Origin of the sequence: Alteromonas algae (assembly GCF_049117195.1) — a bacterium.
In the GTDB taxonomy this organism is placed as follows: domain Bacteria; phylum Pseudomonadota; class Gammaproteobacteria; order Enterobacterales; family Alteromonadaceae; genus Alteromonas.
On record NZ_CP185260.1, the window covers coordinates 2770647 to 2790462 of the forward strand.

Sequence of the window (19816 nt, forward strand, 5' to 3'; positions counted from 1 at the left end):
GGCTAAATCGGTCGAGGCTGGCTTTTATGAGGCGGAAGTAACGCACCAAATAATATGAAGAAAAACCACATGTTGGTACGTGATGAATCGAGAGGGTCTCCAAATAAGCCAAAAGCAAACTGCCCGGCTAAAAATGCACTAAATATAGCTGCGGGTAAACTAAGCAACTGGTTCTTCGAGCGAAACGCGATAGCGGCTGACACAATCAAAGCACCTATTAATAATGCCCCTATAACGCCAAACTGGTACGAAAAACTCAAATATAAATTTTTAATGTGCCAAACTAAATGCTCAAAATCATAATAGAAGAACCAGAAGTCGCCCCCATTATCGAACGAATTATTCTTAAGAAGTTGTGCGCCATTTGCATTAACTAGCGAAATAGACTCAATAGCGATGGGAACATTGCCCGACGTTGTTTTTAGTGTAAGGGCACCGGGTAATCCAAAAAAGGTGTCTTCAGTAGCGGTGAGCCCCATTAAATAGGTATTGCTGCCACCGTTGTTAGTAGAAGGTAGCGTACGCCGAATTATGTTGCCACATCCGTGAGCCCAAAACTCAAAAATGATCATATTACGCCTACATAGCGCTACTGCTACCTTTACCTCTTCATTCGCTGAATACGTTATTTCAAACAAATACGCGCCATTTGAATCAATAGGTGTTCTTTGAGTGAGCATCAGGTCTGAACCTGGTATAACCGTTAACACACCGTTTTGCGGATCTATCTTGAAGGTACCAATTCTGTCTAATTCGCCTTCGCCAGATAGCGCATAATTAGCTGGCATAGTTCCTAAACCGTGCCCTAGCGCTATATCTGTAGCACTCCACCTTCCGCTATCAACAATACCTTGCCAATGTTCCATTCGCGTATTTAAATCACTAGCACTGGTTTCGGCCCTAATGTTAATTCGGGCACCAGAAAAAGCCGCCGCCATTAACACACCAATTAACACTAGTATAATCGTTTCGGTAGCTAAGCGCGGTAACTCGAACACGCGGCGGCGTTTTATGACAAAAAGCGATAAGAACGCAATAAGCGGCAAGCTAATGGCCGTATAAAGTACTGATGTAGCCACCGTATTAACATCAACCCACTGGCTATTATTCAAACTATCAACATTTATATAGAAAAAGCCGATAAAACCTAAACTCATACCAAAAAGCTTTGCGTACAAATTTATGCTACGCATCTGGCTTAAAGAAACAGTTATTGCATACAACAAACCCGCTGATAGCTCGGCGTAATAGCCCGTGTATTGGTGCAGTGCGTAAACCGAATAGACTAATAACGAATAGACCAACACATTTGCAATAACTAAACCAATTGACATGTTGGACTGGCCTACACTACCTATGAACTCTGCATTCGGTGCTGGGTTATTACGCCATTTTTCAAAAAAATACAGGGTGCTACATACAGCCATTGAAATGAAGCTTGCTGCGTATGTTGCGCGGGTGAACCCCATTAATACGCAATACATAACTGCAACAACCGCTGCAATCGCAATAAACCGAATTACATTTTGTTTAAAAAAGAAACAAGCGCCAAACACAAGGGGGAGTAACGTAAGGTAAAGGCCATCAATACTCTCACCACCGGTATGCATACCACTTACAATACCTGTTGTTCTATAAGCGGAACTTAGGTTGAAAAAAGTGTTTATCTTGGTATAAACATCTGCGCCTGAAAATAACGTTCCAAGCACCTGCTTTTCCCACATCACAATTATAAATGACGCAAACGCCGCTACCATACTAGCCTGCAGAAGATGCTTCAGTGCTCTTGTACTATCACTCCGTTTTTGTTGATTAAACGCCCACACCAATACTAATGCCCATACCAAGCCCTTAAATATAACGAAGCCGTTTAACGGCGAAACATAGAAATTGACAGAGAGCGGCTCGAATACGTTAAACCACGAAGAGTCAAACGATGTTAATAAACAAAATACAACTAGCACTACACTAAGAAGGAAGTGGCGCGATACTTCGTATTCATTTCGGTATTTAATGAAAAAATAAGCCCCAGTGATCGCAACAAATATATCTAGTTCGTCTACCAAATATCGCCCTGTCCACGGGGCTAAATTTATCGCGAAAGTGGCAAATAGAAGCACATAAAGCCAAATAAAATCTAAGTAACGCAACGCAACAATATAAACTAAAGCCGCAAGCAGTAAGGGAATGTGGTAAGAAGGGAAAGTAAATAAGCCCACGCATGCGAACAAAGCCAAAAGCACTGCAAAAAATAGTGTTAGCGAACCACGAGAGGATAAGATGGCATTTTTCATTTGGTCGCTTACTCCGTGCGATTAAGAGGTTAATAAAGTATTAATGCTGTAATTGCACAAAAGTTTGACCAAGCACCTTTAGGTCTTCGTCTTCAGACATCGCTACCCACAATCTACCGCCGGTATTTTTACCCGCTAGAACGTTCACTGTTTGACGGAGTTTTGCCTGAATAGCACTCGTGAACACCGTGCCTTCAATCTCGTACCACTTTACTATGCTCAAGGTTTTGCCACTTAAAGAAACTACGTCGTAAACAACAAAATTGTATTGGTTTATGTTCAAGGTCCGCGTACCCCGTAAAGAAAAACGTTCGGGGTCGAACACTCTATGTAAATCGCTTACTAACTCGTTGTCTTGCTCACTGAACCAAGCTGTATGAACTTTTACCCTACAATTAGTGCCTTCTATGAAAGCCTCTTCTTCTATATCTGGGTTTTGAATTAAAGGGTTCCATACACTTTGCTTACATGTATCAGTCGTTACACCGCTAAGTACAGGCGAAGGAACTGATAATGGGGTATTGCCTAAATTTGATATTTTCGCCACCCATAATGTTGCTGCGGAACATGCAATTACCGCAGCAAAAACAACAGAACGTCTCACGCCAGCTGCGGGAGCAAGCAATGCTAAATTAGGCTTAGGTGTTGCTTGCTGCCTCATCAACTCACCAATACCCAATAAACAAATAATGACAAACGCGAAAAAGAACCAGCCATAAATTAAATGGTCGGCACCGGCAGCGTGTTCCATATCGGTCCAGTAAGCAATAAGTATGATGCCATACACCCGGATAACATTAGCCATAATTGGGAATAGCAACGATATTGCCACAAAAATAGCGCGGCGCTTTACCGATACCAAGTTTAAATAAGCATACAAACTACCAATAACAAAGCTGGCTATAAAAAAGCTTACGCCCGAACAAGCTTCGGCCACAAGAAAACGCCCCTGTGGTATTTCGATATATAAACCGCTGCGAAATAACGGTATTCCTGACAGCCTTAGCAGTGCAACCGAGCCATCGGCTGCAATTTCTTGTAAATAGGGAATTAGCTGTTCGCCCACTGGCACGCTAAAAAGCATAAAGCACAGTGGGAATAGTATGACCCTAGCGGCCGTGGTACCTACCATTAGCCAAATAAGTGCAGGCAACAAGGTAAAAGTAGCAGCATGCATAAAAAGCTGAACGTCACCGGCAACCCCTACTACATATAAAAGAATAGCAGGTAGAATAACGATAAATGCAAGCGGCGTAGTTTGGATAGGTGTAGAAAGTAGCTCTTGTCGCTTGAGGTAAATAAGGTACAGCGCGCCAGGTACGATGAAAAAACCGTGATTGAAGATTTCATTGCCGTACCAAACGCTTATAACAGTGGTTAAACCTTGCCAAGTGAACACTACCCATAAGCTAAGTATTAATACAAAAGAGAGGTAAAATGCTTTGTTAGCGCCGAACGAAAAATCACCACCATTTTGCGATGCATTCGCCTTTTGAGCAGTTACATTGTCCATTGCTACGTTGCCCTCTTTTTTATTTTTATTGGCTAGTGTGAGTGTACAAAACGCCGAATAGGTTTATTCGATGTGATAAGCAGCCTGCATGGTTGTCCAATTAAAATCTTTTAGTAACCGCGCTACCTTGCCTTCCATTTTCGAAAGGTTGATATAATGGCGCACTTTCGATTTAAAGGGGGCGGCGTCGAATTTAGGCTGCTGCGCATCTATCTCCCACGGGTGAAAATAAAAACTATACGGCGCACTTTCAGTTTTCATAAATTCACTAATACGGCGCTTAGATAGCCAATACGGGTACAACCTAAAATACCCTCCGCCGCCAATACCTACGTTATTGCCTTTTTTTCGTACCGTAGGGATAGGGATTTCAATCAGGCCGTTGTCTCGCTGATATTTAAACCTGGGCCATTCAGGCACGCCATATAAGTCGTGTTTAATGGGGTAAGTACTGGACGAATACACAAAACCTAATTCTTTAAGAATGTCATAAGCCCATGTGTTCGAATCGTTAATGGAAAAGCTTGGGGCACGGTACCCTTTTAATGCCACGCCGCCTATATCTTCAAGAATGTCTTTGCTTTGTTTTATATCGTCAAAAAGCTGTTCTTTCGACATGGTTGTAGCGCGCTGGTGTTCTAACCCGTGGCTTGCCAGCTCGTGACCTTCATCTACTATGCGCCTTATTACGTCGGGGCAACGTTTAGCTACCCAGCCAAGCGTAAAGAAGGTGCTTTTAACGTTATTTTCTGCAAACAAGTCAAGCAAGCGATGCGTGTTATCGCCCACTCGTAAACTTATGCTGTTCCAGTCTTTTTTGTCCACTACGCCTTCAAAGGCGGAAACCTGAAAGTAGTCTTCTACGTCTACCGTCATCGCATTAAGGCGACCATCTAACTTCATTATCATCGCCTTTTCTAACGGCCTTTGCCGAAAAGTACCACTTCTACGGTACGTATTAATATTAAAATATCTAACAGTAAGCTTTGATGTTTAACGTAGTAAAGGTCGAACTTCAATTTTTCCATAGAATCTTCGACACTGGCTCCATATGGGTAGTTAAGCTGCGCCCACCCCGCCAAACCAGGCTTTACGTTATGACGCTGGTTATAATAGGGTACTTCTTTTACTAATTGCTCAACAAATTCGGGGCGTTCTGGTCGCGGCCCAATAAACGCCATCTCACCTTTAAACACATTAAGCAGTTGAGGTAACTCATCTACACGGTATTTACGAATAAAATTACCAATGCGGGTTACCCTGCTGTCGTTCTTCGACGCCCACTTGGCACCGTCTTTTTCAGCGTCAGGACGCATACTTCTAAATTTAATAATTTTGAAAAGCTGCCCGTTTAAACCAACACGCTCTTGCTTATAAAACACCGACACGCCGGTTCTAAAGCCATCATCCAAATAAATAAACAAGCCTGTGAATAGCATAATGGGCCAAACAAAGAAGAACACGATAAACGCTAAAAAGGCGTTTAATGTGTAATCTAGCGCATCTCGAAGATAGTTTTGGCTTTGAAAGCCATTGGAATAAATAACCCAGCTAGGGTACATAAGGTTTACTACTATTTGCCCAGTTTCGCGCTCCATAAAATCGAGCAACTCGGTAACTTCTATGCCACGTAGCCTGCACTCAAAAAGCACTTCAACAGGTAAGGTGCCTCGGCGCTGGTCGCAGGCAATTACTATTTCTTCGATGTCGTTATCAAGAATAAACTGTTGAAAACTTTCATCTACTTTTACATGAATGATTTTTTCTTGCTTTATACCGTCTTCGCGATTATCGCCGGGAATAGGCACAAAACCCAACAAATCAAATGCTATGCGGTCTACATCGCGACGCATACGCTTTTCTATTATAGAAGCGCGCTCGCCCGCGCCCAGTACAACGATGCGCACTTTGCCTAAACCAAGCAAACCTAAGCGGTTAGTAAAATAGCGAAACACCACCAGCGTAACAATAATTGCACCAACGGCTGCAGGTAAAAAATACGAATCCATGACCAGCTGGTCGAAAAACGCCCTACTAACTATTTCTACTAGAAAATAACTTAGCCCAACACTGACAAAAATTCTGCGAATTATTCCCCTGAAGGTCTCACGCAATTTAGCTTCATACAACCCAACCGACAGTGAACATAAAAGAATGGAAACGGTAAGTAACCCAACGTTTACGATTAACTTTTCTATATCGACATTAGCTGCTAAGCCAAGCTGAGTAAGGATAAAATGCGAAATATACCCCATGTACGCTATGAGCACTGCCTCAGTAGCAACTAATATATTTGAGCGTTTATTCTGATTTCTTTTATTAACTGCCACCCCTGGCCCCCAAAAAAACTACCGCTATAACTCCCACTATAAAGGGATTTATTCTAATAGACTAGAATTGTTGTTGGCATTATAGTGACATTTACCGTAGGGTATCCACCGAAAGTTAGAATTTAACCATAATGAGTGTAGGATGATCTCTTATGTTGAGCTTTAAACGCTTACAAATTTGTTTTGCAGTACTACTAACACTATCCATTTCAGGCTGTAGTAATACAGGGTCACTCCCTCAGTCTACTACCAGGGCGTCGTTAACAACCGACGTGAACGACTACCAATACTTAATTGGCCCAGGCGACTCGCTTACCATTTTTGTATGGCGTAACCCTGAAGTGTCGGGGCAGTTTATTGTGCGCCCAGACGGCAAAGTAACCACCTCGCTTGTTGAAGACATCGATGTGGCAGGTAGAACGCCTACTATGCTAGCCCGTGAAATTGAAGAGCAGCTATCTACTTATATTAATAACCCCCGCGTTACCGTTAGCGTAAACAACTTTACTGGCCCGTTAAGCGAGCAAGTGCGCGTTATTGGTGAAGCAACCAACCCTAGCGCTGTGAATTACACGGAGCATATGACGTTACTAGACCTGATGATTGCAGTGGGCGGGTTAACTGAATTTGCCAATGGAAATGGCGCTAAACTGGTACGTGTAATCAATAACAAACAAACTACGTTTGATATTAACATAGACGATTTAATTCGTGATGGTGATATTTCAGAGAATGTCGACATGTTGCCAGGCGACATTGTTATCATTCCAGAAGCTTGGTTCTAGTTCTAGCAGTAAACGGAACAAATAATAACATGCAGGATTTACAGCAAACGCTCGTCCAGGTTCTCGATTATTTAAAGGGAATCTGGATTAAAAAACGCTACGTGATGATTTTCTCGTGGCTAATATGCCCTATCGGTTTTTTATACGTAGCAAGCCTACCCGACGTATACCAGTCTAAAGCAAAGGTTTTTGTAGATACCCGTTCGGTACTACAACCGCTTCTTCGCGGCTTAGCCATTCAAACCAACCCCGACCAAGAAATTCAAATGATGGCAAAAACGTTACTTAGCCGGAGTAACGTAGAAAAAATTGCCCGTGAAAGTGACTTAGATATTACCACTGCGACGGAAGACGAATTTGATGATTTAGTGTCACGCCTCGCAAAAAACATTAATTTGTCATCTACCGGGCGAGATAATATTTATAACATCTCTTTTTCTAATGAAATGCCACTAGTTGCGCAGCGCGTAGTACAGGAAACGCTAGACTTGTTTGTAGAAGGCTCGTTAGGTAATAACCGAAAAGACACCGATACCGCAGGGCGCTTTTTAGATGAACAGTTAAGCGAATATGAAGCACGGCTTGCGGAATCGGAGCAGCGCCTTGCCGACTTTAAACGCCAATATAACGATATACTGCCACTGGCGGGTACGTATTATTCTAGCTTGCAGCAACTAAACAACGAGTTGGAAGCAACGCGCTTACAGATTAAACAAACACAGCAGCAAACCGCCTCGCTTAAACAGCAGCTTAGCGGCGGTAAGACCGCAGACAGTTTTGGCGTAACAAACCAAGATGAACCGGTATTGCGCACACGCTACGACGAACGCATTAAAGGCCTAGAAGAAGAGCTAGACCGTTTGAGGCTGCGCTTTACCGACAAGCACCCCGATGTAATTGAAACTAACGCATTACTTGAAAGCCTAGAAGCAGCTAGAACAAAAGAGATAAAAGCGTTTTTACAAGCTGGGGACGATGATGGTACACAGCCATTAAGCGAGCTTAACCGTGAATTAAAACTTGAAGCCAGCCGCTTAGAAAGCCAAGTTGCGTCGCTACGCGTGAAAGAAAGCGATTTAGAAACTAAAATAGCTGAGCTTGAAAGCAAAGTGGACTTAATACCTCAAATTGAAGCCGAATCGACCGCGCTCAATCGTGACTATGGTATTACTAAACGTAAATACGAAGAGTTACTTTCAAGAAAAGAGTCTGCCGACTTATCACGTCGTGCTGATGTGTCGTCGGAAGATTTACAGTTTAGAATTATAGAGCCACCATTACTGCCTAAAACGCCCTCTGGCCCTAAGCGCTTGCTGTTTTATACCGCTGTACTGGTAATAGGCTTTGGTGCAGGGATAGGTGTTGCCTTCTTAGTAAGCCAGCTAAACCCGGTTCTTATTAGGCCTAAGCAACTATTAAACCTAACCGACTTCCCGATATGGGGTACGGTTACACACTTGAATATTGAACAAATAAACAAAACGAATCGCACACGTTTACTTGTATTCGTTTTATCCTCTGGGGTGATATTTGCTATGTATGCTGTTTTAATGGCCGCCGAAATCATGAATGTCGATATATTTAGAGGCATGCTGTAATGAAAAACACCATTGAAAAAGCATTACAAAAACAAAACGAAGCAAAACGTAAGCAACAAGGCGTTTCGAAAGCATCTGAACCTGTGGCTAGTGCTACAACACAGGAAAATGCCCCCGCGCCGCAAGGTACTAACGCGTCAGAAAATAAAGCGCCAGTAACTGCACAGCCAGCAGCTAGCGCTTCTGATGCGAACATGAGTACCGACCATGAAACACACTCAACAGGTGCAGAGCGTGGGCAGGCATCGTCTTTACCCGACTTTAAAATTGATCTTGAGCGCTTAGAAGATAAAGGCCATATTTCGATTGCGGGCGAACGCAAACAAATAAACGAAGAATATCGTGAAATTAAGCGAAAGCTGCTAGCGAACGCATTTGGCAGCTTAGCCAAAACGCTGCATAACCCTAACATAATTATGGTAAGTAGCAGCAGGCCTAGCGAGGGTAAAACCTTTACCGCAGTAAATTTGGCGTTAAGTATTGCCGCTGAGCAAGATAAAACCGTATTGTTGGTAGATGCCGACGTATTAAAGCCTAATGTATTAAACACATTAGGCCTTGAGCGCAGAAAAGGCTTAATGGAATATTTAACGGGCGACGTACAAGACATTTCAGACGTGCTTTACCCTACCAACATTGATAAGCTAAAAATTATTCCTGCGGGCAAATCGCACCATTTGTCTACCGAGCTATTGGCTAGCCAAAAAATGCACGAAACGGTAGACGAGTTTGCGAACCGTTATCCCGACCGTATTGTAATTTTTGATACGCCCCCCCTTATTGGTATTACCGAAAGCGCTATTTTAGCCAACTTTGCAGGCCAAGCTGTGGTTGTGGTTGAAGAAGGTAAGGCAAAAATTGGCGATATAAAAATGTCGGTAGAACGTTTGAACCCAGAAATGGCCATAGGTTTTGTGGTAAACAAAAGCGTACATAACGATACCGATGGAAGCGGATATTATGGATATTACTATGCCGAGCGCAATAGATAACAAATTAGCTTTTCAGCACAGTAACATTGCCACTTTTGTTGCCGCCGTTCTGTTAGCAGGTGTTAGTTCGCCTGCTTTCGCAAAGTTAGATATAAGCGCTACTGCGTCAGCACAGGGTGTGTTTCAAGATGTTGAATCTGAAGATAATGGGAGCTTCTCGTTAAGTACAATATCTGTAAACCCTAGCGTGAACGTGGCTTACCAATCTCGAACGTTTAGTGGTTTGTGGCAAGGAACTCTTACTCACCTGTCACGCGACAGAAATGACAATAGCCGCGAAGATAATTACGGCGAATACAGTTACTCTGCCCAGTGGGCGCCGGTTGATGAGCTTATTACTTTTCAAGCATCGGGCGCATTGAACTATCAAAATGCCCAGGCAGGTAATTTTTTAGTGTCTGACTTTTTTACCAATGCAGATGCATTAGCCAAAACACGCTCAAACCGATTCGGCACTACCGTTACACTTTCGCAAGGCGACTGGGTGCGCGGCCAGGGTACTGCGTCGTATTCAGACGTAGCCTCTGAGCGTAATGCATTAAACAATGGTTTCGCCCTTGATAACGATACCTACCAACTGACTGGCTCCCTTACCAACGGCGATGAAGCCAAATACTTAATTTGGAACCTCACCGGTACTTATCAAAATACCGAAAGAGCTCAAGCTAGTACTGGTGATTTTGTTTCCCGAACCGGCTCAGGTTTCATTGATGTGCACATAGCTGAGAACTGGGCACTTCGCGCAACGGCTTCTCATGAAGCTAATCAGATAGCCGGTCGCAACGATACAACAAGTATTACTAGAGAGTTCAACACTATTGGTGCAGGCGTAACCTTCAGGGAAAGCACCAACCGTTATATTTCTCTTACAATTAATCAAAATGATTCTGATATAGAGAATAATGATGACGGTAAATTTCTAGGTGTAGATGCTCAGTGGGCGTTGAGCTCACGCACTCAAATAAGCGCGACCTATGGAAGACGTTTCTTTGGTGACACTGCGTCGGCAAATGTTAGCTATAATTCTAAGTATTTTCGCATTGCTTTTGGTTACTCGGAAGACGTTACCAACACGTCGAGGCTTCTGGCCAACCCAGAGAACTTAGGGGTATTTGTATGCCCGGTAAGTTCTAGTTCAATTGCCAGCTGCTTTCAACCAAACAGTTTGGCTTATGTGCCTGAAGCCAATGAACAGTTTGTGCAAATATCTACGCAGAACGTTGAGTTTAATGACGATATTATTGTACGTAAAAGCAGTAACTTTCAATTGGGTTACGACTTTTCGCGGGTAACATTAGGCATGTCGTGGCGCTATTCGTTAGACGACGCGCTAGACCAAGACAGGTTAACGCGCACCTACTCGTTAGGGTCTACCCTAGCCTATAAAATCGGTAGCTACACCAATTTAAATGCCAGCGTGAATTACGCCAATGTTGAACAACGTACAGAACAACAAGCCACTACCACTGAGAGTGATAATTGGAATATTAAAACAGGAATAAATCGGGAGTTCGGTACGTCGCTCAGTGTTAATGCTGACCTAGCTTACATCAAACGTAACGGTGATTTAAATACCGTCAATACCGGCGGCGGGCAATTTGGTGCCAACTTTACCGACAGACGCATTACCCTTTCGTTAAGTTACACCTACGAATAGGTGCTGCTGACAACATTTAATACAACATCTAGTTCGTTCAAATAACAAAAAGGCCTCACATGAGGCCTTTTTTGTATTCGCTTGTTTAGCTAGTTCAACACTATTCGGTTTTATCAGTACTCTTAAGCCGCACGTAGGTTTTAAACTTCTTCTTCATGAGCTTGTCGATGTATTGTGTCATTTTAACTTTATGACCAATGGCATCGTCTAACGCGTCTACAAGTTCTGCTAACATGTCTAAATAGTATTGCGTGTCGCGCACTGTGTTGCCTGCAGGCGTAATAATTTGCTTACCGTCATCACCCACTTGCTGCGGAATAAGTGACTCGGGCTGAGCGGCCGGCGCCTCTTGTGGCTCAAACATCTCTGCTTTTACTTCTGCAATTACTTCGCTAACTTCATCACTGCCGAAGGTGTCTACCTCTTCTAAAAACCCGTACAGCAAGACTCTATCCATTAGGGTATTAATTTTACGGGGTACGCCACGGGTAAACTGATAAATACAGTCATAGGCGTCATCTGAAAACAAATTAGACCCGTTATAGCCGGCGTGATGTAGGCGATACTCTATATACTCTTTGCACTCATCAAGCGACAGCGGTGCTAAGTGACACGACGCCACAATACGCTGCCTAAATTGCTCCATATTAGGCGCGCGAAGAATAGGCTGTAGCTCTTCTTGTCCTAATAGAAAGCTTTGAATAAGTGGCTTACCGTTTAGCTGGAAATTAGACAGCATGCGCAGTTCTTCAATCGTTTCTAAAGGTAAGTTTTGTGCTTCATCCACTAAAAGCAGTGCACGGCGCCCTACCACACTTAAGTCATACAGAAACACTTCAAGCATTTTTAGAATTTCTGCTTTCGACCGCCCTTCTGTCTCAATATCAAACTTAGCCGCCACCATTTTCACTAGCTCGTCGGGCGACAGCTTAGGCGTAACAATTTGTGCAGCAACAATATCGTCTTCAATTTCGGCCAATAGACTATTGGCAATTGTCGTTTTACCTGTACCAATATCGCCAGTAATTACAATGAAGCCTTCGGCTTGAGACAAGCCATATTGCAAATAAGACATAGCACGCTTGTGCCACTTACTGGCAAAGAAAAAATTTGGGTCAGGTGTTAACTGAAACGGTTTCGAGTTAAGTCCATAATAACTTTCGTACATGCAAAATACCGTGTTGAATAACCGTTGAAAAAATACGCTGTTTTATAATACTTAAATTTTAAACGAGTTACTTGAGTTTATTCATAGTAATTCGTTCAATGAACGCGGTAATAGACACCCCCATCGCAAAACGTAAGCGCCTATGCTGTACTTACTTTCGTCATTTACCATACAAGGGCAACAATCAGTACGTTAGCGTCGCTGATATCTGGTAATATCGCGTGTTATCGCTATTAAACCACTTTTTACGATGGTTGAAATCTTGTCTGTGAGTATACCAATTAACGCTGCGAAACCCCACAAGCACAGTACACAACCTAGTGCATGCGACTATAATGCATCGCCACATGCTGAAATGCCCCAACCAGCGCCGTGGTATCTCTATATTATTGAAAATATAAAAGGGCAGCTTTATACCGGCATTACCAACAACCCAGAAAGACGAATACGCCAGCACAGGGGTGAGATAGTAGGAGGCGCAAAAGCATTGCGTGGTAAAGGGCCATTGGCGTTTAAAGTTATCTTTCAGGTGGGCGATAAGTCGGCGGCAGCGCGCCTAGAATACGAAGTAAAACAGTTACCCAAAACAAAAAAACTCGCCATTGTTTCCAAGGCGAGTTTCAAATCTTATTGCTGCGTTAAAGCGTCGCTTAACCTGTAATGTAAGCCCTAGCCGCCTAGCACACCGTTAATTATCATGGCATTACCAATGCTAAGCGTAAACGCCAAGGCTGCCACGCCCACGTTGTGTTGATGGTCTACCTCTTGCCTAAAGTTCATGCCAAATAATATTATTTTTTTACTCAGCATAACTAGCAAATGCAATGCAATCGCCAGCGCAACACTTACTATTAGCCACCCTGTAACATTGCTTACATAGCCTAACGGGTCGTATTCCAGCAGACTCTTGGCAGCCGAAACAATCATCGCCGTGCCTAGCAAGTTACCGCTATGTTCAATGGCTAAGGCTAGCTGTCCATTTTTAAGCGCCTCTTGAAACGACCCATTTTGGTTATCTCTTGCATAGCGCATTTCAAGAATGCGGGTCATAACCAGTAGCATGGTGAGTACCACTAAGAAGCCCGTAACAATAGCAATAATGGCGTTCATGTCACTGCCATCTACCCACACCATGATGTTGTGTAAAACAATGGCGCTGGCGACTAAACTTGCGGCGTCGACTAAAGCAACGCTTACGCTTCGGTCAATAATAAGCGCTTGCGTATCGAGTTGGTTTAAAACAAGTTTATCGTGAGCATAGCGCCCTACTTTTACCAGTAGTATGCCTACAATGCCGAACGTAAGCATACCGACCGCGGCTTGCGTGTACCCTTCGCTCACATGGCGGCCCACCACCGCGCTCATTACAATACATAACGACAACATGCCACCCGCTATACTAATACCGAATGCAAAGTTGTCCTTCACGCCAAGCTCTTCTGTCACCGAGTATTGACGCCTAGCCCCTGAAAGCCATTTCATTATTAGGAGCAAGAAAAGTACTATCCCAATGTCGATGGCCAGGTAAACCCATAAGTCATGCGCAATGGGGACTAGTTTTAATAATGCTTCCACGTTATCGTTGCTCCTTGAATACTACTTCATTAGCGTTATGTTTTTGTATTGTATGCACTGGCTTGGCTGACGATGTCACCCGCTATTGCCCGCTTTCGTCCTTTATGGGCGCGGTGTGCTATATATACTACGTTAAACTAGCTTAACGGTTTGAAAGTACGCTTTTTTATTGAAAGGAATGGTAAAGCACTATTATGCCTACAGATAGCACAAATAACATTGATAACCATCAACGTGGGCACACTTTTTGGCAGCAACTGACCGAAAAAGGCGCACTACCAGACACTATAGTTCGTCATCAAGACGCGCTATGCCGTGCATTTAGTTGTTCCACTTTCTTAGCTGAAACCGCTATTGCTAACCCTGATTGGTTACAGGATATTGTTTCCTATTCTGATACCAGCGCAGTTAGTGCTGAGCCTTCAACGTTTTACCACAGCGCATTGAGCGCTGAATTACAGGGTGTTACCAATGAAGATGCGCTACTACGCACCCTTCGCCAATTTAGAAATAAACACATGGCGGCCATTACCTTCTGCGACGTACTAAACCAACAAAATATTGAAACCTCGCTAAGCCATGTGTCGGCCCTTGCCGATACGCTAATTAAGGGAGCATACCATTGGCTGTATAACATGCTAAGCGAGAAGCATGGCACACCTCATTGCAATGGCATGGCAATGCCCATGTATATTCTTGGAATGGGGAAGCTTGGCGGTAAAGAGCTTAACTTTTCATCCGATATCGACCTTATTTTTGCGTACCCCGAGAAAGGCGAAACACAAGGAGGAAGAAAGCCTCTTGAGCATCAGCAGTTTTTCACTCGCTTAGCACAAAAGCTTATTCAAGCACTAAATAAAGTAACCACCGACGGACAGGTATATCGCGTTGATATGCGGTTGCGCCCTTTTGGCGAGTCTGGGCCACTGGTTATGCATTTTTCAGCATTTGAAGACTACTATCAGGAGCAAGGCCGTCATTGGGAACGGTTTGCCATGATAAAAGCGCGCATTATTAACCATGATGACAGTGAAAGCGCACAGGCACTTAGCGCGATTTTACAGCCATTCACGTTTAGGCGTTATTTAGATTTCACCACAATAGATGCCCTGCGCAACATGAAAAAGCTTATCGCAACAGAGATAAGACGCAGAAGACTGAACAACAATATTAAGTTAGGCGCGGGCGGTATACGAGAAGTAGAGTTTTTTGCTCAAAGCTTTCAACTGATCCACGGTGGGCGTGAACCTTTGCTTCAAAGTAAGTCATTACTTACTACGCTTTCAGCGCTTTCAAAATTAGACATTGTAGAGAACGATGTTACCGAACAACTGGCTTCCGATTATTTATTTTTACGAAAAATAGAACACACGCTTCAGCAGTGCCGCGATAAACAAACACAAACGTTGCCAGACAATACGTGGGAACAACATGCCCTGTGTATGGTGCTAGGTTATGACAATTATGACGCACTGCTGGACGAAATAGAGAAAGTCATGACCCGTGTTCACAGCCACTTTAATGAGCTGGTTGAAGAGCAAGCTGACACCCACGATGAACATGACACGCTTTTTGAAACTTGCACAGACGCCTGGCAATTAGCACTGGATAAAGACGAATTTATCGATACCTTTACCGATACGCTTTGCAGCGATGACGCCGAACATGTATTCACGCTGCTGTCTGACTTTAAAGGTAGCCAGCGACACTACCGCATAGGGCAGCGAGGTGAAGATACACTTAACAAGCTGATGCCTGAAATTTTGTATGCGCTTATTTCTCATAACCCCACCACCGTAAAGCAATTATTAAAACGCATACTGGGCGTTATTACGGCAATAACTGGGCGTACAACCTATCTCGATTTATTGTTAGAAAACCCTGATGTGTTAAAGCAACTGGTTAAACTTTGCGATCGCAGTGAGTGGATTGCTAACGAAATTAAACGCTTTCCACTGCTGCTTGATGAGTTGCTTAGCCCGCTTTATTTACAGCAACAAAACACGGATATTGTCAGCAGCAAAGTGGCTTACAAGCAAGAGTTGCGAGAAACCATGCTGCGCGTTGAACTAGACGACGTTGAGCGCATTATGGATATGCTTCGCCAATTCAAACTGTGCCAACAGCTGCGCATTGCAGCCAGTGACATTAGTGGGTCGTTACCTATTTCGAATGTCAGTGATAAGTTAACGGTGCTGGCCGAGGTAACCCTTGAGCACGCTGTAAACGCGGCATGGTTTCAAATGATTGACCGTTATGGCATACCGTCGCATTTATTAGACAATAGCGACGCAACAACACAAGATGAAGGAGAACCTCAAAAAGGGTTTGCCGTTATTGGTTACGGGAAGTTAGGCGGGTACGAGCTAGGTTATGGGTCAGATCTTGACCTTGTTTTCTTACACAATGCCCCTCGCGAGGCTGTAACAAATGGCAAGAAGTCGATAGAGGCACAACAGTTCTACATTAAGCTGTCTCAACGCATTATGCATTTGCTTGATACCAAAACCCTGTTTGGACAACTTTACGAAACTGACCTTCGTTTACGGCCTTCTGGTAATGCAGGCTTATTGTGTTGTCACGTAGATGGCTTTGAAAAATATCAGCGTGAGGAAGCGTGGACATGGGAGCATCAAGCTTTGGTGCGCGCACGCGCTGTTTATGGCGACACAGATTTGCTAAACAATTTTAATGCGGTTCGCCACGCCATACTATCAACGGCGCGAGATAACATGACACTGGCCGATGATGTACGCAAAATGCGGGAAAAGATGCGCACTCACCTACTTACCGAACACGGTGACAAAGTGGATTTAAAGCAGTGTGTGGGCGGCATTACTGATATTGAATTTATGACACAGTATTGGGTACTTGCCAACGCAAATACCATTAATGAAATAACGCGCTACACCGATAATTTGCGTATTTTAGACATGGCAGCCGACACGAGTATTATTGAGCAAACACAAGCCAACGAATTGCAGCAAGCGTACTTAGCGCTTAGGGAGCAATATCACCACCTTACCCTTGCCGACACAAAATATGCCGATGATTCTGCGCACTTAGAGGCGATGCGAAGCACCGTAAGCCGGTATTGGAATGCGCTATTCGCAAAGTAAGATGCAGTATTAGCGCCGCAGCACGCTGCATTCGCTTTTAAGGAATTCCGTTTCTTCAGCGCTCACCACTAACGAGCGCTGACCTGCGCATAAATACGCCTTAACATCGCCTTCAAAATTGCTATCTATCGCGTTGGCGATTTTAGCCAATGAACCGGCTACAGAGTTATCCATTTGGAACTGGTGTTTGATAACGAAGTCTTGCTCTAAATTCCATATTAGCTGCATGCCTTCTTCTTGCGCGTAGTTTGATATTGCTTCACGCAATGTGTTGCCTTCTTTGAAGGTGCGAAATTTGTACTCACCTTCCCAGCGCTTGTCTACCGGGCGAATGCCACTCGACATCTGTGCCAGTTTGCTATCAAGCTGAGGGTCGACGCCGGCAGTATCAAGAACAAAATCCCCTTGTTCTTCATCCATTGGGTCGTTGGCAGACATGCGAAAATCTCGGTAAAAATCGCTAAGGCCAGAAGACACTGACTTTTCTTCTTTTTGTGCCTCAGGTACCGGAGCAGAGTCTTGATTCTCAAGCAAAAAGATAAGTACGCCCGCCACAACGACAAGTCCTAATGCGAGTCCAACCTGACGGATCCAAAATGCAGAGCTTGAGTAACCTTTCTGTGCCATTATTATTCTGTATTCTTATTTATCTAAACTATTTACAAACTAACCGAGTCAGCACCAACAAACAATTGCGAAACGGCATTTTCACACAAAAGTATAGGATTATAGGCGCTTACTGCAACCATTTTGCGTTTAGTGCATCAGTCGTAAAGTGACGCGGGGTTTGAAGCCGGACGCGTTTTAAAACGTTTGTGCATCCACAAATAGCTTTCAGGCTGCTCTTTCACTGCGGCATCAATATGCTTATTAAGCTCCGTCAGCGCAGTGTGATCGTCCATCTCGCCCAAATGCGTAAGCGGTGGGTAGATTTTAATCTTGTAGCCGCGCTTAGTGTACTGCGACGATATCATCATAGGCACAGCGTTTGAACGCCTCATAAACATTAATGTAGCGGTTGTGGTGGCGGTATCTTTCACGCCTCCAAATGGAACAAAAATGCTTTGCTTAGGGCCGTAATCTTGGTCTGGCAAGTATAAACACAACTCGTTGTTGTCCATGGCCTCTAGCAAGGCTTTCGAATTACGTTTGTGGATCATGTATTTGTTTGAACGATTTCGCCCATGGTACTGTAGATAGTCCATCAGTGGATTATTGTGCTTGCGGTAAAATGCGATGCTAGGGTGGAAATAGCCAATTCCTCGGCATCCGAATTCAACATTCATATTGTGAAGGGCCATGCCAAACACACCCTTGCCGCTAGCTAGGGCAGCTTCCACATGTTCTGTCCCTTCAAACTCCATTGCATTTCGTACTCGCCAGTCAGGCCACCACCAGCCCATTGCGGTTTCGAAAAGGGCCATGCCCGTTCTGCGAATGTTTTCTTTTACTAAGGCTTCACGCTGCGCAGGGTTAAGTTCAGGGTTCCATAATTCAAGGTTTCGACGTGCCACCTTTGCGCGTTTAGGCACAATTTTCGCGATAAGTTTACCCGTGCCACCACCGATAAAGCGGATTACCGGCAACGGTAACCAAGTAATTGCGTACAACACAATAACGGCGAACCAGATTAACCAGTATTTAGGGCCAAGAAATGCCAACTTAAATGTGGGAGCTTTGAGTGCTGCAGCCAACGCGACGGTATCCATATAATTGTTTTATGCCGCTATTGTATCAAGAAACGTAGGCTGAGGAAGCGCAGACCAGCGATTTATTTAGCAAGATAGTGCGCCGCACGCCAACGCACCCGACAGTGTCTTGTTGTAGGTGCTAAAACTCTTTATCAATTTGCTTTAGTTTTTTCTCGAAGCTCTCGAAGTGATCGTTTGACTGGTAATCGAAGTGGTATTGGTTATGAAAGCCATATTGAAGTTTCACATTCGCGTCTTCAATATACAGGGTGTAACCGTCGTGGTCGGTAAACGCGATAACGCCGTTTAACGCATACTGTTCATCTTTCTTTGTGCCGTTGTTTCGAATTTTATCGAACACTTGTAATAGGAACTTGCTGTCTAATTCATTTTTCATGTTTATCCCATGCTGTTCGTGTAGTTACTAATGTATACACAGCAAGGTGTGTATTGGTTTACATCACAATATGCTCATCACAACGTGCGGGGGGCAAAGGAACGCCCCTCACAGAACGCTTTTCATCAACCTAATAGCGGTTAAAAATTATAGCGTACGCCCACATTTACCATGTTAGCCGAAAAATCATCTTCGCCGCCTACATAGGTGTATTCCAGTCGCACCATAGTGCGGTGCCCCACAAAATAATCGAACCCTAACCCGACTAACCCAGCAACTACGCTGTCATCATAGGCACATGGCAATACGTCTGCCGCGCATGCAGCAGCATCAATACTGGTAACATCTATATTGGCTACACCAAGCTTATAAAATAACTCACCTTCACGGCTTCCAGCTTTACCCAATACCGCAAGATACGCGCCTGTGGCTTCAACCACAGCAGATGGTTCACTTTCGTCAACCAGTGACAAATAGCCCCCTTCCACATACCATTGTTTATGAAACTGGTAACCAATGGCACCGCTAAACGCTACACCGCTATCACCCAACACCTCGGTATCGACATCGGCATAACCGACAGTGGCAACGCCATAAATATCTGCGTTTGCAGTAAATGAAAAACACGCCAGCGCCAGCATCGAACTAGCTTTCATCACAGTTGTTAAAAACTTCACAGCAATTACTCCTTTAATTA

16 protein-coding genes are annotated in these 19816 nt (G+C 43.9%); 6 read left to right on the plus strand and 10 right to left on the minus strand.

All coding sequences use genetic code 11. The features are described 5' to 3' along the window. Positions 1–2 precede the first annotated feature (2 nt). From ACOJRU_RS12485 to ACOJRU_RS12500, 4 genes are all read right to left on the minus strand, one after another. A complete protein-coding gene (locus tag ACOJRU_RS12485; RefSeq protein WP_421132067.1) occupies positions 3–2294 on the minus strand; it encodes a hypothetical protein in 2292 nt (763 codons plus the stop codon). A 40-nt stretch (positions 2295–2334) separates the two neighbouring features. After that, positions 2335–3807 carry an exosortase A gene (gene xrtA, locus ACOJRU_RS12490; RefSeq protein ID WP_421132068.1) on the minus strand — a complete coding sequence of 491 codons (1473 nt, stop codon included), beginning with the start codon at positions 3805–3807 and terminating at the stop codon, positions 2335–2337. Between the two features lie 63 nt (positions 3808–3870). Further along, positions 3871–4710 carry an XrtA system polysaccharide deacetylase gene (locus tag ACOJRU_RS12495; RefSeq protein ID WP_421132069.1) on the minus strand — a complete coding sequence of 280 codons (840 nt, stop codon included), beginning with the start codon at positions 4708–4710 and terminating at the stop codon, positions 3871–3873. A 14-nt stretch (positions 4711–4724) separates the two neighbouring features. After that, entirely contained in the window at positions 4725–6137 is a 1413-nt protein-coding gene (locus ACOJRU_RS12500) for a TIGR03013 family XrtA/PEP-CTERM system glycosyltransferase (RefSeq protein WP_421132070.1), read from the minus strand. A 152-nt stretch (positions 6138–6289) separates the two neighbouring features. Here ACOJRU_RS12500 and ACOJRU_RS12505 point away from each other — a divergent pair, with 152 nt between their 5' ends. From ACOJRU_RS12505 to ACOJRU_RS12520, 4 genes are read left to right on the plus strand one after another with little or no spacing between them, the layout of a single operon-like run. Continuing rightward, a complete protein-coding gene (locus tag ACOJRU_RS12505) occupies positions 6290–6922 on the plus strand; it encodes an XrtA/PEP-CTERM system exopolysaccharide export protein (protein ID WP_421132071.1) in 633 nt (210 codons plus the stop codon). Positions 6923–6951: 29 nt separating this feature from the next. Continuing rightward, positions 6952–8520 carry an XrtA system polysaccharide chain length determinant gene (locus ACOJRU_RS12510; protein ID WP_421132072.1) on the plus strand — a complete coding sequence of 523 codons (1569 nt, stop codon included), beginning with the start codon at positions 6952–6954 and terminating at the stop codon, positions 8518–8520. After that, positions 8520–9512 carry an XrtA-associated tyrosine autokinase gene (locus ACOJRU_RS12515; protein WP_421132073.1) on the plus strand — a complete coding sequence of 331 codons (993 nt, stop codon included), beginning with the start codon at positions 8520–8522 and terminating at the stop codon, positions 9510–9512. Before ACOJRU_RS12510 ends, ACOJRU_RS12515 begins: the two co-directional genes overlap by 1 nt. Next, on the plus strand, positions 9466–11169 hold the full coding sequence (locus ACOJRU_RS12520) for a TIGR03016 family PEP-CTERM system-associated outer membrane protein (RefSeq protein ID WP_421132074.1): 1704 nt from the start codon (positions 9466–9468) through the stop codon (positions 11167–11169). The genes ACOJRU_RS12515 and ACOJRU_RS12520 overlap by 47 nt, the downstream gene beginning before the upstream one ends. A gap of 100 nt (positions 11170–11269) precedes the next feature. On the opposite strand, the gene ACOJRU_RS12525 is transcribed toward ACOJRU_RS12520, so the two are convergent. Further along, on the minus strand, positions 11270–12337 hold the full coding sequence (locus tag ACOJRU_RS12525; RefSeq protein WP_421132075.1) for an XrtA/PEP-CTERM system-associated ATPase: 1068 nt from the start codon (positions 12335–12337) through the stop codon (positions 11270–11272). A 262-nt stretch (positions 12338–12599) separates the two neighbouring features. Here ACOJRU_RS12525 and ACOJRU_RS12530 point away from each other — a divergent pair, with 262 nt between their 5' ends. Then, complete coding sequence (locus tag ACOJRU_RS12530) at positions 12600–12998, plus strand: GIY-YIG nuclease family protein (RefSeq protein WP_421132076.1); 399 nt, start codon at positions 12600–12602, stop codon at positions 12996–12998. An 8-nt stretch (positions 12999–13006) separates the two neighbouring features. Here ACOJRU_RS12530 and ACOJRU_RS12535 read toward each other — a convergent pair whose 3' ends face one another. Beyond that, positions 13007–13912, minus strand: a complete 906-nt coding sequence (locus ACOJRU_RS12535) for a DUF350 domain-containing protein (protein ID WP_421132077.1) — start codon at positions 13910–13912, stop codon at positions 13007–13009. A 194-nt stretch (positions 13913–14106) separates the two neighbouring features. On the opposite strand from ACOJRU_RS12535, the gene glnE reads away from it, so the two are divergent. Beyond that, positions 14107–17031: a bifunctional [glutamate--ammonia ligase]-adenylyl-L-tyrosine phosphorylase/[glutamate--ammonia-ligase] adenylyltransferase gene (gene glnE / locus ACOJRU_RS12540; RefSeq protein WP_421132078.1), complete on the plus strand. Its 2925-nt coding sequence runs from the start codon at positions 14107–14109 to the stop codon at positions 17029–17031. Between the two features lie 9 nt (positions 17032–17040). On the opposite strand, the gene ACOJRU_RS12545 is transcribed toward glnE, so the two are convergent. The 4 genes from ACOJRU_RS12545 to ACOJRU_RS12560 all read right to left on the minus strand — a co-directional run bounded on the left by ACOJRU_RS12545 (position 17041) and on the right by ACOJRU_RS12560 (position 19796). After that, positions 17041–17658: a TcpQ domain-containing protein gene (locus ACOJRU_RS12545; RefSeq protein ID WP_421132079.1), complete on the minus strand. Its 618-nt coding sequence runs from the start codon at positions 17656–17658 to the stop codon at positions 17041–17043. Between the two features lie 137 nt (positions 17659–17795). Beyond that, positions 17796–18725: an LpxL/LpxP family Kdo(2)-lipid IV(A) lauroyl/palmitoleoyl acyltransferase gene (gene lpxL / locus ACOJRU_RS12550; protein WP_421134765.1), complete on the minus strand. Its 930-nt coding sequence runs from the start codon at positions 18723–18725 to the stop codon at positions 17796–17798. Between the two features lie 136 nt (positions 18726–18861). Then, positions 18862–19119: a DUF3081 family protein gene (locus ACOJRU_RS12555; RefSeq protein WP_421132080.1), complete on the minus strand. Its 258-nt coding sequence runs from the start codon at positions 19117–19119 to the stop codon at positions 18862–18864. Positions 19120–19259: 140 nt separating this feature from the next. Next, positions 19260–19796, minus strand: coding sequence for an outer membrane beta-barrel protein (locus ACOJRU_RS12560; RefSeq protein ID WP_421132081.1), 537 nt, complete (start codon positions 19794–19796; stop codon positions 19260–19262). Between the last annotated feature and the right edge of the window lie 20 nt (positions 19797–19816).

Bases quoted from the DNA above. Each gene is read 5' to 3' on its own strand.
- ACOJRU_RS12485 (WP_421132067.1), bottom strand. From the start codon at position 2,294: ATGAAAAATGCCATCTTATCCTCTCGTGGTTCGCTAACACTATTTTTT.
- xrtA (WP_421132068.1), bottom strand. From the start codon at position 3,807: ATGGACAATGTAACTGCTCAAAAGGCGAATGCATCGCAAAATGGTGGT.
- ACOJRU_RS12495 (WP_421132069.1), bottom strand. From the start codon at position 4,710: ATGAAGTTAGATGGTCGCCTTAATGCGATGACGGTAGACGTAGAAGAC.
- ACOJRU_RS12505 (WP_421132071.1), top strand. From the start codon at position 6,290: ATGTTGAGCTTTAAACGCTTACAAATTTGTTTTGCAGTACTACTAACA.
- ACOJRU_RS12510 (WP_421132072.1), top strand. From the start codon at position 6,952: ATGCAGGATTTACAGCAAACGCTCGTCCAGGTTCTCGATTATTTAAAG.
- ACOJRU_RS12515 (WP_421132073.1), top strand. From the start codon at position 8,520: ATGAAAAACACCATTGAAAAAGCATTACAAAAACAAAACGAAGCAAAA.
- ACOJRU_RS12520 (WP_421132074.1), top strand. From the start codon at position 9,466: ATGGAAGCGGATATTATGGATATTACTATGCCGAGCGCAATAGATAAC.
- ACOJRU_RS12525 (WP_421132075.1), bottom strand. From the start codon at position 12,337: ATGTACGAAAGTTATTATGGACTTAACTCGAAACCGTTTCAGTTAACA.
- glnE (WP_421132078.1), top strand. From the start codon at position 14,107: ATGCCTACAGATAGCACAAATAACATTGATAACCATCAACGTGGGCAC.
- ACOJRU_RS12545 (WP_421132079.1), bottom strand. From the start codon at position 17,658: ATGGCACAGAAAGGTTACTCAAGCTCTGCATTTTGGATCCGTCAGGTT.
- ACOJRU_RS12555 (WP_421132080.1), bottom strand. From the start codon at position 19,119: ATGAAAAATGAATTAGACAGCAAGTTCCTATTACAAGTGTTCGATAAA.